Below are 14,272 nucleotides of genomic sequence, written 5' to 3'. Positions count from 1 at the left end.
TGTTGCAACAGGCGCGGCACTGGTCTGCGCCACGCCCAGCCTTTCAATGCCTCAGCGCATGATGAAAGGATCGGGGATCGGATCATCGCTGGTCCGAAGCCACACAGTCTTGACGGTGGTGTAATCCAGCGCCGCCGCCAGACCACCCTCGCGCCCGTGGCCCGAAAGCCCGTGCCCGCCGAAAGGTGCCATAGGCGAGACCGCGCGATAGGTATTGACCCAGACGATCCCCGCACGGATCTGCCGGATCATCCGGTGTGCCCGTGTCAGATTCCGGGTAAATACCCCCGAGGCCAGCCCGAAGGCCGTGTCATTGGCCAGCGCGATGGCCTCTTCCTCGGTGTCAAAGCCCACGACCGACAGCACGGGGCCGAAGAATTCGCGGGTCACACACTCGGCGTCGCGCGCCGCCGAGCAATCCAATATGGTGGGCGGGAAATAATAGCCCGCGCCCTCGGGGGCCTTACCACCTGTCACCAGCTTGGCCCCCTGTTCCAGCGAACGGGCGATCAGCGCTTGGGCCATGTCGCGCTGGCGTTTGGTGCAGAGCGGGCCGATCTCGGTGGCCATATCATCGGGCCTACCGATCACGCAGGCTTCGGCCTTGGCCTTGAGCCTTTCCAGAAACGCCTCTTTGACCGAATTCTGCACCAAAAGCCGCGAGCCCGCGACACAGCTTTGCCCCGTGGCCGCGAAAATCCCCGAGACCTGCGCATTGGCGGCGCTGTCCAGATCGGCGTCGTCAAAGACGATAAAGGGCGATTTCCCGCCCAGTTCCAGCGAGGTCGAGGCGAGGTTTTCCGCCGAGTTGCGCACGATATGCCGCGCGGTTTCCGGCCCGCCGGTAAAGGCCACATGGGCGACCTTAGGATGGCTGGTCAGCACCGAACCGCAGTCTGCGCCAAAGCCCGTCACGATGTTCAGAACACCCTTGGGGAAGCCCGCCTGATCGAAGATCCGCGCGAATTCCAGCATCGGCGCGGGGCCCTCTTCCGAGGCTTTCAGCACCATCGTACAACCCGCCGCCAAAGCAGGGCCGATCTTCACCGCCGACAGGAACAGCTGCGAGTTCCAAGGCACCACAGCCGCGACCACGCCGATGGGCTCGCGGCGCAGCCAGACCTCCATATCGGGCTTGTCGATGGGCAGATGCGCGCCCTCGATCTTATCGGCCAGACCGGCATAATAGCGGTAATATTCAGCGACATAGGCGATCTGGGCGCGGGTCTCGCGGAGGATCTTGCCGGTGTCGCGGGTTTCAAGCTCGGCCAGCACCTGCGCGTTTCCCGCGATCAGATCGGCCAGCCGCAGCAGCAGCTTGCCGCGTGCACTTGCGGTCATGCCCGCCCATTCGGGCGCCAGAAAGGCGCGATGGGCGGCTTCGACCGCGCGGTTGACATCACAGGCCCTGGCCTCGGGCATCAATGCCCAAGGCTGGCCCGTAGACGGGTCGAGGCTTTCGAATTGCGCGCTGGCGTCTTCGAACTGGCCGTTAATGTATTGCTGAAAGCTCCGCATCGGCCCCCTCCTTCTGGAAGGCGGGCATCACCTCGTTGATAAACCGCAACAGCGAGGCCTTTTTCCGCTCGAAGCTCTGACTGGAATCGATCCAGAAGGAATATTCGTCATAGCCCTGCGCCTCGTAATGGCGGAGGCGCTGGATGACCTGATCGGGGGTGCCGATGACCAGATCGCGCTCCATCGCCTCGGGGGTATAGAAGGGATGGGCGGCGATTTCTTCCTCACTCAGCGGTTTGATCAGCCCTTGGGTGATCTCGCGCTTGTTCATGAACCATGCGCCGAAGTAGTTGTAGAAGCGGTTGAATTCCTGCGCCGCCTGTTTCGCATCTGCCGCATCCTCGGCGACATAGCTATGCATCAACAGCATGATCTTGGGGCGCGGCACCTGCGGATTTTTGGCGCAGGCATCGTTGAACGTGTCGATGAGATGCTGGACCTCTTCCTCGCCCTTCCACAAAGGCGCGACCTGCACGTTGCACCCATTGGCCACGGCGAATTCATGGCTGTTGGGGTCGCGGGCGGCCACCCAGATCGGCGGGCCGTTTTCCTGCAAAGGCAGCGGTGCCGAGGTGGTTTTGGGGAATTGGAAGAATTCGCCCTCATGCGCGTAATCGCCTTTCCACAGCGCCTTGACCGCAGGGATCAGCTCGCGCAAGCGCTGGCCCGCGCCCCAAGCATCCAAACCCGGCATCATCCGGTCATATTCAAACTGATAGGCGCCGCGGGCAATGCCCAGATCCAGCCGGCCCTCGGTGATGATATCGGCCATCGCCGCCTCGCCTGCCAGCCGGATCGGATGCCAGAAGGGCGCGATCACCGTGCCGGTGCCAAGGCGCACGGTCTTGGTATGGCGCGCCACATCCACAAGGCTGAGCAGCGGGTTGGGCGCGATGGTGAAATTCATCCCGTGATGTTCGCCCGTCCAGATGGCATGCATGCCGCCCTCATCGGCAATCTTACACAGTTCGATGAATTCGTCGTAAAGCTGTTTCTGGTTATCTTCGGAAGAGATGCGCTCCATATGCGCGAAAAGCGAGAATTTCATACCGTTAGCTCCCGGCAAAGACCCCGCGGACCTCGCCGCTGGTCTGATTTCCGTAATAGACCCCGAAGCTGCCGATGCGGGCTTCCTCGACGAAGCGCTTGAGCATCTGGCAGGTGGCTGGATCGGCAAGATCCATCAATGTCGACGGGACGAGTTCGGTAAAGGCGCCAAGCGCGGGCGCCTCTCCTTCGGCATCACAGTGAAAGGTAATATGCTGGCACGATCTGGCGGTATCTTCATAGACCGCATAGAGAAATCCCGGCTGGGCGTTGAGCCCCGTGGCAGCAAGCAGTCGCGCCAGCGCCGCCGAGACCCCTTCCGCCCCGACCTTGATTTCCGGCAGGGTCAGACCGCCCTCCCGGTCATTGACCAGCAGAACACGCTCGCCCTGCCGGATCAGCGCCGAGACCCTGACCTCGACCCCAGCCTCGATCCTGTCGAGCGCCTTGGTCTCCACCTGCGGGCGCACATAGGCCCCACGGGCATAGCCCAGTCCGGAGGCGGGGCTTGTGTCAAACGCCTCGACACGGCCAAGCAAGATCACATGGTCGCCCGCCTCGATGATCTGGTGCAGCGCGCAATCAAACCATGCAGAGACATCACCGATCACGGGCGCTCCATGCGGCCCGGGCCACCAATGCAGATCGCGGAAGCGGTCCTCGGAGGGTCTGGCAAAGGTGTTGGAAATATCCTTCTGGTCTTCGGCAAGGATATTCACCGCAAAACCCCGCCCTTGGGTAAAGGCCTGATAATTGCGCGAGCTATTGGCCAGACAGACCAGCAGAAGCGGCGGGTCCAGCGACACCGAGGTAAAAGAATTTGCCGTAAACCCCAAAGGATTGCCGGTGCCGTCATGGGTCGTGACCACGGTCACACCGGTCATGAAGGCGCCAAATGCGTCGCGTAGGGCGCGTGGATCGATTGCGGTCATGGTACGACCTCCCCGAGAACCGGTGTTGCAAGCCATTCCTCCAGCGCGACATTCACCCGCGCAGGGTCCGTCAGATTGACCATATGGCGCTGGCCCTCGATGGTCAGCGCGTGCCCATAGGGTGCGGCCTTGGCCATGGCTTCGGCCATTGCAGGGGTCGAATTGGGGTCGCCCGATCCGGTCAGGGCCAGCAGCGGGCAGCGGATCTGGCCGAACCTGTCGGCATAGAGACTGTCGCCTTCGGCAAAGGCCCGATAGGCGGTGGCATAGCCTTTGGGATCAACCGCACGCAGCCAATCCGCCACCTGCGCCCGCACCGCCTGTTCTTCCGGAGCATCCGAAAACCAGCGCGCAAGCGGTGTGGTCAGATCGAAGACACCCTTGGCAATGAGGGCGGCACGGGCAATCACCGCCTCGCGGGCCGCCACGTCACGGCGGAAGACCCCGTTCAGAAGCGCGACCCGCGCCACCTGATCGGGATGCTCGACCGCCATGCCACCACAGACCAGCGCCCCCATCGAATGGCCCGCCAGATTGACCGGCCCCAGATCCAGCGCCTTGAGCACCTGATGCAGCCAGTCCACAAAATCAGGCAGGCGGGCGGCGTCGGGCAGGGGGGAAGACCGCCCATGACCGGGCATATCAAGCGCAATCACCCGATAGCGCCCCGCCAGGGCGTCAACCTGCGGACCCCAAGCGGCGGAGTTCATCCCGACGCCGTGGATCAGCACCAATGGCGCGCCTGTCCCTGCCTCTGTAACCCCGAGCGTCCCCAGACGCTCAGACAGATGCAGGGTTGTCGACATCGCCACCCATCTCCTTCAGATCCTGATAGCGGTCACCGATGCGGTGATGCGGACGGCCACCGATCGAGGCCCCCAGCGCGATGACGATCTCGTCTGCGGCGGGGGCATCGGCCACCGACAGCTGCATGGTCAGATAATGGCTGCGACGGCCGCCATCATTCTTGTCCATCAGCGGGATATAAAGGGGGGCATTGGCCGGACCGCGCGTATTGCAGAAGGCCAGATAGGATTTCGCACCGACCGCTTCGCGGTAGTGGTTGCCAAAGCGCAGCGTATGGATCAGCGCCGAGGCATGTTCGACCTCGCCATTCAGGCCGACGATGGCCGATTTGCCATAGCCCTCAACCCTGTCGCCGCCACCTGCGGCCTCAAGGATCATCTTGGTCAGCAGGGCCCCGAGACCCGGTGCGCAATCAAGGATTTCAGGGCGGAGGTCTTCAACAAAACCCTTTTCTGCCCAAGGGTTACGGATAACCGCAATAGCCGCGATCATGCGCAAGGGGGTCTCGGCCACCTTTCCGCCCTCGATCAGCGTGTCTTCGATATGCAGCAATGTCTTGCGAATCTCAGCAGGCATTGAACGCTCCCAGTTGGATATTTTTTAGTATTATGGACTCATGGGATACCGTAATACAATCTTACAATCAAGCTTGTCGTTGCGCCGTGGCTCTGTTACGAAGGGGCATGACAAATCTTGGCCTGAATAAGATCGACCAACAGCCTGTCACCCTGCGCGAAGTGGTGCTGGACCGGCTGCGTGACGCGATCATCAACGACGTGTTCAAACCGGGAGACCGGCTGATAGAGCGCGTGCTGTGCGAACAGCTTGGCGTCAGCCGGACGGTGGTGCGCGAGAGCCTGCGCTATCTCGATGCGGAAGGACTGGTCGAGCATGTGCCCAATCGTGGCCCGATCGTCGCGCGGATGACATGGGATGATGCCCGCCAGATCTATGACATCCGTCGCAAGCTGGAAACCGACGCCGCCGAGGCCTGCGCGCGCAATATGACACCGGCGCAGGAACGCCGCCTGCGGCAGGCACTGGCGGAGCTGGAATCTGCCGCGCTCCAGAAGGAAAGCTCGGCCCTGTTCAAAGCCACCACACGATTTTACGAGGTGATCTTTGAAGGCGCGGGGCACACGATTGCATGGGAAGTGGTCAGCCGCCTCAACAGCCGTATCTCGCGACTGCGGATCATGACGCTCACCAGCGACGACCGCGCGACATCCGGTCCAAGCCATATGCGCAAAATCTGCGAGGCCATCGCCGCCCATGATCCACAGGCCGCGCGACGCGCCGTAGAGGAGCATGTCACCGATGCATCGGCCATCGCCCAGAAACTGCTAGCCCAAACATCCGGCACTTGAGGAGAAACCGCATGGCCAAAGCCTATTGGATCGCCCGCGTCACCGTCACAGACCCCGAAGCCTATACCGGCTATCAGGATCTGGCACCGGCGGCGTTCCGGAAATATGGCGCAGTGTTTCTGGCACGGGGTGGCCACACCCACAGCGTGGAAGGCCCCGAATGGGAGCGCCATGTGGTGATCGAATTCGCGGATATGGCCACGGCGCGCGCCTGTTATGACTCGCCCGAATACCGCGCGGCCCGCGCCGCGCGTGCAGGTGCCTGCCATGCCGAGATCTTCCTGACAGAAGGTCTCTAGGCTGAAGTTCGTGCGCCCACTCACGGTTGAGGTGAATTTGTTTACATAATTCGCATTATGGCACTTCGCGATGCCTGTCAGGCGTTGTGGTGCAGCAGCGTTGCCGGATAATCCGGGCGCAGGACCGGCATGTGCGGCATCTGCGCTTGCGCAATATTCACGCGCCCCAATCGGGTCGGCACCCCGTCGAATTTCCGCGCATCACCGATATAATCCACGTCATATCCGGCGCGACGGATCAGCCTTTCGAAAATGAATTGCGGCATGACCATCAGGAAATGGTCCAGATCGCGGTTCTGGCCGAATTCATAGATTGTCCGGAAAAGCGAGCTGATCGCATCCTTGCGCTGTGCGGCATTCAACTCGGCAGAACAGCCAAACCTTGTCGCTTCCCAGATCTTCGGGGATTTCGGACAGGCCGGTCCGGGCCATTCCGGCCAGAGCGTCTCGATCATATAGGGCGAGGTTGTCGGCACCAGACGCGACAGGGCGCAAACATGGTCATCCTCGTCCAGCGCCACCACATAATGGGCGGCAGGTGTGTCGAAGCTGTCAAATTCCAGATCCCCGTCCTCCGGCAGATCCCATTCGAGACGTTCCACGAAAATGCGACGGCGGAGCTGGAAATGCTCCAGCCAATAGCGGTGGAATTTCCCCAAATTCAAAGCATTGATCACAACGGTACGCATTCGGTCGGCTCCAGTTTGACACGAGGGTTCAGTCCGAGGTCGTCGCGCCGCAAAAGCCGAAAAGTGCTTATAACCTGACATGATACAACTTTAGGTCACTACGTCACTTCGCAGAGCTTGCGCCACCGGAAGTCGATATCGAAATATCTCATCCATAATTTTTATTAGTTATCCGTTATTTAATGATAAATAACCAATTTTGGTGGTTTTGTTAACCAAAACTTTACGCCTTCATGGCGCAGAAATCGCCACCGGTCGACTCAGCTTAAGGTTGATCTTTGGCGACGTAGTGGTAACGGTTGAGGACGTTATGGGGCAGAAAAAACCGCGTGATCTTGTCGATTATGCCCGCTGGATCTCTGGCGGATTATGCCTGGCCGCTGGCATCGCCAAAGCCTTTCCGCAGGTCGAGGATGTTGCCGCCACGCTCGAACTGATGGCCGCCGCCAATGCCGCCAACCTGCTCGGGCCGCTCAGCGCCTTTCTCGTCGCACATGTCGCGCTGGTGACAACCCTTGTGGGGCTGGCCCTCGGGTTGACGGGGCTGGCTTTCCTGACCAACCGCTATCTGGTCGTGGCCTGCCTGATCCAGCTCGTCCTGTTCAGCTGTTTCGTGACATTTCTTTTTAGTGCCATTCCCGCCATCCTACTGGTTGATGCGCCCTTCTTTGCGGTCACGCTCTTGGTGCTGTGGCGGGCGCTTGCGCCCCCCCGTGCCCACTCCCACCCCTCGCTTATCAAGGAATAGATCGTGGACCGGCGCATATTTCCAGACACAGCCCCGCGGGTCCTGCCCCTTGTCGATCCGGGGCTCCCCCATATTGCCGTGGTCGGCGCAGGCCTTTCGGGGCTGCGGGCCGCCTACGAGCTGATCAAGGCGGGCGCGCGGGTGACCCTTTACGAGGCCGCCTCGAACCCCGGCGGCAATGCCTGGCTGGAAACGCATGGCCATCTGGAATTCCCGACGGCGGGCTCGTGCTTTCGCTTTCCGGCACCGGGTTCGGATACGGACACCCTGCTGCGGGAGATCGGGCTGCGCGACAGCTGTCACTCGACGACGCGCTCCATGCAGGTGCTGTTCCGCACCTCGGCTTTGGTCCGCAGCCTGCCGACAATCACTCTGGCCTGCCTCAAGCATCCCAGATCGCTTCTGGACCCGAAGCTCTGGGGGCTGACCGCCAAGCTCTGCCTTGCCAGCCTGACGAACCAGCCGCTGGTCAAGGCGGAAAAGTCGCTCGGGGATCCGATCTTTCATGATCTCTATACTTTTCTGGACCGCCTCGCGCCGGACGGGGGCAGCTACCCTGCCCTGCCCTGGACGGAAAGCTGCGGTATCTCGCGCGAGGATATGGAACGGCTCGACCGTCTGAGCATAGAGCAGTTCCTGTTCGATCCCGCCGCGCGGCAGGCGCTGCCCCGACATCTGCAACCGCCCGCAAAGATCGGTGCGCTTGCCCGCACGGTCATCACCACGACACTGGCGGTCGAGGGGCTGTTGCTGAGCAACTGTTCGGCCTATGTCGGCCTGCATTTCCTTGTGGGCTATCTGCGCGGCGACCTGTTCAGCTGTCGTGGCGGAAACGGCGCCGTGGCCCGCCGTCTGCTGGAGCATCTGTCGCAGACCCCACGCTTCACCCTGCATCTGGAGGCCGCCGTGTCGGAGGTCTCGCAGAACGAGCGCCGCTATAGCCTCTGCGTCAACGAAGGCGGTCAGGACCGCATCTTCGCCTTCGACGGCGTCGTGGTGGCCACGCCCAAGGATGTCGCGATGCAGATCGTGCAGGGGTTGCCGGTCGGCCAGCTTTCGGCCATGCGCGAGATCGAATATTCGGATTACGCTATCGTCAATGCCGAGCTGTCCCAGCCGATCTGGACCGAGACCTTCGGCGGTTATTTCATTGGCGACACGGCCCCGCGCGCCCAAGCGGGCAGCTATTGTCAGGCGGGGGGCATCGTGAATGCCAGCTGGTCGGCCTTCGGGGCGCAGACCGAGCGCGGCGGCCTGACCTTCCTGAAACCCGTGCCGCAGCGCGCCGATCAGGGACGGCTGGCCAATGACCCACCCGCACAGCTACGGCAGGCCGCCGAGGCCGAGGTCCGGCGGGCGCTGCGGGCCATCGGCGTTGAGGAGACCCTGCTGGAGATGGTCTGGCTGCATCGCTGGCCACGCGGGCTTGTGTCCCCCCGCCCCGGTCAGGTGGCACGCGATCTGTTCAAACAGGCCAGCCAGCCTCTGGGCGCGATCACATTCGCCAATCAGGACAGCGTCGGGGTCGGCGCATTGGAATCCGCGATGGAGGCCGGACGTCAGGCCGCCCAGTATCTGATCACCCATCTTGCCATCCCCCCCCAACGCGCCGAGCGCGCTGGCTCTACCCGCGTATACAAGGAGACACCGCAAGATGTTTATACACCAGCTTGACGGACGGGCCCCCGATCAGCGCAGCCTGCTTGGCGGCAAAGCCCTGTCACTGAACAAGATGGTGGCCGAGGGTCTGCCGGTGCCAGAGGCCTTCTGTATCACGACCGAGGCCTTCACGCATTTTCTGCAAGCCAACCGGCTTGATCCGCAAGATCCCGAGATTGCGGGCAAGGTCACATCCGCGGCCCTTCCTGCCGATCTGGAAGCCGATCTCCGCGCGGCCTATGCGCGTTGGGGCGACCGGCCGGTGGCGGTCCGCTCGTCTGCCGCCGCCGAGGATTCCGCGCAAAGCTCCTATGCGGGGCAGTTTCTGACCTGCCTGAACCTGCGCGGCGCCGACGCGGTCATCGCCGCCATGCGCGCCTGCTGGGCGTCCTATTTCAACGGCGCGGCACAAAGCTATGCCAAACAGCGCGCCGAAGACAGCAGCGCGCCGCTGATTGCGGTTGTCGTGCAGCATATGGTGGATGCCGATATTGCGGGTGTGCTGTTCACGCAGGACCCGATGGCCAATAACGCCCAGACCATGCGGATCGAAGCCGCGTGGGGCGTGGGCGAGGGGCTGGTCTCCAATCAGGTCAGCACCGACAGCTATATCGTGGCCCGCGACAGCCTGACACTGCTCTCGCATACCATCCGCGCCAAGACCATGAGCACCCTGCCCCAGCGCAGTGGCGGCATCGCCCTTGTCGAGACGCCCGCCCGCAAGATTGACAGCCCGACCCTGTCGGAAGACACTGCCTGCAGACTGGCGGGGTTGGCCGACCGGCTTATGCGCTCTGCCGCCTATGCGGGGCTGGATCTCGATATCGAATGGGCCATACAGGGGGACACGCTCTGGATCCTGCAGGCCCGCCCGATCACCACACTGGCACAGGACCAGAACACGAAGGTCTATGCCGATAGCGACGAGACCGACCCCGAGCGCCGTGAAAACGCGCTGTTCTCGCGGATGGATACCGGCGAGATCGTGACCGGCCTGATGTCGCCGCTGGGCCTGTCCTTCTGCCGCTTCTACCAGAACCATATCCACGGGCCGGCGGTCAAAACGATGGGCCTGCGCAAGCTTCTCGAACCGCATACCTTCATGGGGTATGTGCGCGGCCATGTCTATCTGAACATCTCCGCCTCGGCCTTCATGCTCACGCAATGCCCGCCGACCCGCGACATGCGTAAATTCACCCAGCGTTACGCCACCGACGATGTGGATCTGCGCGCCCATACCAACCCCTATGGCGTGCCGCCCAAGGGGCTGGAATATCTGCGGGCGGTCGGGCATTGGGCCCGCCAGCAGGTGCATAACCTGCGCACGGCCGACAAAACCGCCCAGGCGATGGTCCAACAGCGCAAGGCCCGCACCGCCGCCTCTCTGGCGCTGGACCTGCCACAGATGAGCCTGCCCGAACTGAATGCCGAGCTGGAGTGTATCGATATCGCCTTCCGCGCGGCCTGCGCGGCCTATATGCCCTTTTTCCTGCAGAGCTTCGCGCTTTATGATGCGCTGGCCGAGACCTGCCAGAAACTGTTCAAAACGCAGGGCAAGGGGCTGGAAAACCGGATCAAGGCCTCGCTCAACAATCTGCGCACCATCGAGGTCACACGCGGCATCGCGGCCCTTACGGAAACCGTGCGCGCTCAGCCCGCCCTTGCCGACCTGATCCGCCGCACCCCCAGCGCCGATCTGGGCAGGGCGCTGGACAGCACCGCCGAGGGGCGCGCCTTTCTGACCGGCGCGTTCAAGGCGTTCATGGAGGAATTCGGCTCGCGCGGGCGGCAGGAATTCGAGCTGACCCTGCCCCGCTGGGCCGATGATCCCTGTTATATCTTCGATGTGATCCGGCTCTATCTGGAAAACCCCGTGGATGTCGATGCCATCATGGCCCAGAGCGAGACCCTGCGCGGGGCCGATACCGAGGCGCTGATGGCCAGCCTGTCGCGCAAGGACCGGATGAAGCTGCGCTTCATCATCAAGACCTATGCGAAAATGGCCGATCTGCGCGAGACGGTGCGCCCTGCCTTCATTTGCGAGACATGGTTCTATCGCCGGATCATCGTCGAGGTTCTGGGTCGGCTGGAACGGCAGAATATCCTCAAACAGTCCGATTTCCCCTATATCGACTTTGCCCTGTTCCGCGATTACGTGGCAGGCCGCAAAACCGCGCAGGAGGCCTTCCCTCCGGCGCTGATCATGGCCAACCGCCGCGAGAACCTGATCAACCTGCGCTCGGAAGAGCCGCCGATGGCCCTGCTGGGCGGCTATGTCCCGCAACCTGCCGAAAGCGTGAAAATCGCGGAAGATGGGCAGCTGAACGGCATGGGCGCAAGCCCCGGCATCACCGTGGGCACCGCCCGCGTGATCACCGATCTGCCGCATCAGGCGCAAAGCTTCAAGAAGGGCGAGATTCTGGTGGCCCGCTTTACCGATGCCTCATGGACGCCGCTGTTCACGCTGGCCAGCGGCGTGATCACCGATATCGGTTCGGCGCTGTCGCATAGCTCGATCGTGGCGCGCGAATTCGGCATTCCGGCCGTGGTCAATACCCGCACGGCCACAGCCCAGATCCGCACCGGCGATATCGTCGAGATCGATGGCGACCGTGGCATCATCTCGGTCGAACGCCAGAGCGCCGCCAGCCCCCTCCAGCCCCCCGTCGATCTCCCCCTGACCGTTCCGGCCTGACAGGTCCAGCAGACATCCCTTCGACCCTAAGGAAGATATTATGGATATTTGCGTCAGCGTCATAGTTGTCACGCGCAATGCAGACCTGTTCCACGCCGGTGCCTCGGTGATTTCCGACCTGCGCGACACATTGTTCGACGAGGTCACGCTGGACAGTGACTGGAGCGTGCTGGACCACGCCATGCCCGAGGCCGGACCGCATTACCAGACGGCGCGGACCCGCGCGATCCGCGCCCTTGCGGGGCATCAGAACCGGCTTTCGCTGAATGTCGTGCATGCCCAGAGCCTGTCGGGCGCGCTTGACAGGCTTCAGGCCTGTGACCGGCGCGATAACGTGCATCACATCGGCATGGCCTATATCGATTATTCCGACCCCTATCACGCAGGGCGTTCGACCGCCGAGATAGAGAATGATCTGAACTGGTTCTATGACCGGCTGCGCGCGCGCAACCTGCAGGCGTTCCAGACGCCGACCTCGACCGCCGTGTTCCAGTCGGCGGAGATGCCGCATTACCATATCCACCCGATGAATTTCATCCGCTGCCTGCTGCCCGGTGATATGGATGTGCTGCGCGCCCATCTGCTGTCGCTATGGATGGATTTCTACGAACTGAGCCTTGCCAATCGCAAGATCCGTCCCGGTAGCCAGAAACGCCCCACCAGCCTTATGGCCTCGACGCTTGCGGCGTTTCTGGCGCAGCAGGCGGGGTCGAACTGGGTCTTGCAATATTATACCGGCTCTGTGGTCTCCAGCCTGATCACAGCGTTCGAGGATCAGGCCGCCGCGCAGAACGTGCCTGTCCTGCGCGGCCCGAACGAGCATTCTCTGGCCTGCGGGGCGATGGCCAACTGGCAGCTTTACGAAAAGCCCTCGATCACCATCGTCACCTCGGGAATGATCGATGAATTCCGCGGCACTTTTGCCAATCTCTACGAGACCCGCGCGCGCGGTTTCCTGATCTGCGCCGAACAGAAACCGGCGCTGTGGTATGCGTTCCAATCCACCATCAACCCCGAATTCGACAGTCGCGACGTGCTGCATGCGCGCGGTGTGCCCTTTGTCTATATCAGCGAGCCGCAGGATCTGGCGCGGGGGCTGGAACAGGCGATGGCGCTTTATGCCGCAGATCGCGGACCGGTGGTCATTCTGGCCACGCAGGCCGTCATGAATATGGCCGCGCCGCCCACCCCCCGCGTTCCCTCCCCCTGCGTCCCCACCCCCTGCGTTCCCGTCCCCGCACAGGACCAGACGCAAAGCCACGCGCCGCCCGCCGCGCTGGATGATCTGGTCGATCTGGTCAATGGCGATGCCGAACGCCTGCTTTTACAGCCCGGCGCATTGCCGCCCCGCTGCCGCCAGCTTGTGACCGAGCTGGCCGAGGCAAGCGGCATCGCGCTGGTCGACAGCATCCTGCATCCGGGCATGGTGGCCAGCCATCACAACGGGCGTCCCAACCCCAATTATCTCGGCACGCTTGGTGTTTATGGCTTTTCCGATCCGGTCTACCGCTATCTGTATCGCGGCGGCCGGATTGCCCCGCGCGAGACGCAGGCGCTGATTTTCATGGAGGACAAGATCTCGCAGGCGGCCACGCCTTTCGGTGAAAGCAAGCTGCGCCAGCAGTTCCAGATCGCGCAGATCGTCCACCGCAGCGACCACCTCGCCCCCTTTGCCGATCTGGCGATCCGCCACGACCCCGAAGCCGCCCTTGCCTATCTTCTGGCGCGGCTGGATATCTCCGACGCCCTGCTGGCCCGCCGTCGTGCGGCGATCGCATTGGCCCGCGAGGGCGAGAAGGACCTGTCCAGCAGCCTGCCCGTCCTGCCGATGACACCCAATTATTTCTTCGGTCAGCTGGGCGCGCTCCTGCGCCATATGATCGAGGCCGAGGGCTATGATTTCACGGGGCTTTACGATGTGGGGCGCTGCGGCATCTCGGCCATCCGCAACCTGCCCAGAACCCGCGCGGGCTTTTCGGGCTGGTACGGGCGGGCGCTGATGGGCGATGCCTATACCGCAACGGTCGCATTGGCACAGACCGCCGCCACCGATCTGCTGGTCTTTGTCGGGGATGGGGCACGCGCTCTGGTGCCCGACATCCTGCCCAGCCTGCTGGAAAACGCCCTTGCCAACGGGGCGCGCCGCGACCTGAGCGTGACCATTTTCGTGCTGGCCAATAGCGGCCTCTCGGCCATCAATTCGTATCAGGAGCGGATCCTGTTCAACCGCACGTCCCGGCAGATGCGGGTGCTCAATCTGGGCACGCAGGACAGCCAGCAGGATATGTGCGGCTATCAGGTCGTGACCCGCGCCATCAACACATTCGACCCCGACGCCCTGCGCCATGATCTGCGCAAACGCGGGCGTATCAATCTCTTTACCGTCAATCTGGCCCATAACAACGAGGGCGACGGCATGTCTCTGGCCCATGTTTCGGGCTGGCAGCAAGACCAACTGGCGGGACGGCGCAACCGCCCGCTCCGCGCCCATACCGAAGAAAGGATCTAGCC

General features: G+C 62.6%; 12 protein-coding genes. 6 read left to right on the top strand and 6 right to left on the bottom strand.

All coding sequences use genetic code 11. The features are described from left to right. Nucleotides 1-51: 51 nt before the first annotated feature. From WDB86_RS16065 to WDB86_RS16045, 5 genes are read right to left on the bottom strand one after another with little or no spacing between them, the layout of a single operon-like run. Nucleotides 52-1,518, bottom strand: a complete 1,467-nt coding sequence (locus tag WDB86_RS16065) for an aldehyde dehydrogenase (RefSeq protein ID WP_341485739.1) — start codon at nt 1,516-1,518, stop codon at nt 52-54. Next, on the bottom strand, nt 1,493-2,566 hold the full coding sequence (locus tag WDB86_RS16060; RefSeq protein WP_341485738.1) for an LLM class flavin-dependent oxidoreductase: 1,074 nt from the start codon (nt 2,564-2,566) through the stop codon (nt 1,493-1,495). Before WDB86_RS16060 ends, WDB86_RS16065 begins: the two co-directional genes overlap by 26 nt. Before the next feature lie 4 nt (nt 2,567-2,570). Beyond that, nucleotides 2,571-3,497, bottom strand: coding sequence for a flavin reductase family protein (locus tag WDB86_RS16055; protein ID WP_341485737.1), 927 nt, complete (start codon nt 3,495-3,497; stop codon nt 2,571-2,573). Further along, the gene (locus WDB86_RS16050; RefSeq protein WP_341485736.1) at nt 3,494-4,303 is read right to left on the bottom strand and encodes an alpha/beta hydrolase; all 810 of its coding nucleotides are present in this window, start codon (nt 4,301-4,303) and stop codon (nt 3,494-3,496) included. Before WDB86_RS16050 ends, WDB86_RS16055 begins: the two co-directional genes overlap by 4 nt. Further along, nucleotides 4,278-4,880 carry an amino acid synthesis family protein gene (locus tag WDB86_RS16045; protein WP_339109608.1) on the bottom strand — a complete coding sequence of 201 codons (603 nt, stop codon included), beginning with the start codon at nt 4,878-4,880 and terminating at the stop codon, nt 4,278-4,280. The genes WDB86_RS16050 and WDB86_RS16045 overlap by 26 nt, the downstream gene beginning before the upstream one ends. 107 nt (nt 4,881-4,987) lie before the next feature. On the opposite strand from WDB86_RS16045, the gene WDB86_RS16040 reads away from it, so the two are divergent. Continuing rightward, nucleotides 4,988-5,671 carry a GntR family transcriptional regulator gene (locus WDB86_RS16040; RefSeq protein ID WP_339109607.1) on the top strand — a complete coding sequence of 228 codons (684 nt, stop codon included), beginning with the start codon at nt 4,988-4,990 and terminating at the stop codon, nt 5,669-5,671. 11 nt (nt 5,672-5,682) lie between these two features. Beyond that, nucleotides 5,683-5,970 (top strand): DUF1330 domain-containing protein, encoded by a 288-nt coding sequence (locus tag WDB86_RS16035; protein WP_339109606.1) that lies wholly within the window; start codon nt 5,683-5,685, stop codon nt 5,968-5,970. A 77-nt stretch (nt 5,971-6,047) separates the two neighbouring features. On the opposite strand, the gene WDB86_RS16030 is transcribed toward WDB86_RS16035, so the two are convergent. Continuing rightward, nucleotides 6,048-6,659, bottom strand: coding sequence for an acyl-homoserine-lactone synthase (locus WDB86_RS16030; protein ID WP_330647120.1), 612 nt, complete (start codon nt 6,657-6,659; stop codon nt 6,048-6,050). 310 nt (nt 6,660-6,969) lie between these two features. On the opposite strand from WDB86_RS16030, the gene WDB86_RS16025 reads away from it, so the two are divergent. Genes WDB86_RS16025 through WDB86_RS16010 form a run of 4 tightly spaced genes read left to right on the top strand, consistent with a single transcriptional unit; the run spans nt 6,970 to nt 14,270 of the window. Beyond that, nucleotides 6,970-7,407: a DUF6041 domain-containing protein gene (locus WDB86_RS16025; RefSeq protein ID WP_406737073.1), complete on the top strand. Its 438-nt coding sequence runs from the start codon at nt 6,970-6,972 to the stop codon at nt 7,405-7,407. A 3-nt stretch (nt 7,408-7,410) separates the two neighbouring features. After that, nucleotides 7,411-9,081 (top strand): FAD-dependent oxidoreductase, encoded by a 1,671-nt coding sequence (locus tag WDB86_RS16020; RefSeq protein ID WP_341485734.1) that lies wholly within the window; start codon nt 7,411-7,413, stop codon nt 9,079-9,081. After that, nucleotides 9,062-11,761 (top strand): PEP/pyruvate-binding domain-containing protein, encoded by a 2,700-nt coding sequence (locus tag WDB86_RS16015; RefSeq protein WP_341485733.1) that lies wholly within the window; start codon nt 9,062-9,064, stop codon nt 11,759-11,761. Before WDB86_RS16020 ends, WDB86_RS16015 begins: the two co-directional genes overlap by 20 nt. A gap of 40 nt (nt 11,762-11,801) precedes the next feature. After that, on the top strand, nt 11,802-14,270 hold the full coding sequence (locus WDB86_RS16010; protein ID WP_341485732.1) for a hypothetical protein: 2,469 nt from the start codon (nt 11,802-11,804) through the stop codon (nt 14,268-14,270). The last annotated feature ends 2 nt before the right edge of the window (nt 14,271-14,272 follow it).

Origin of the sequence: Thioclava sp. GXIMD4215 (assembly GCF_045291555.1) — a bacterium.
GTDB classification, from domain to species: domain Bacteria; phylum Pseudomonadota; class Alphaproteobacteria; order Rhodobacterales; family Rhodobacteraceae; genus Thioclava; species Thioclava litoralis.
Note: the sequence above shows the minus strand (reverse complement) of the source record. Positions and strands in the feature narration are given on the sequence as shown.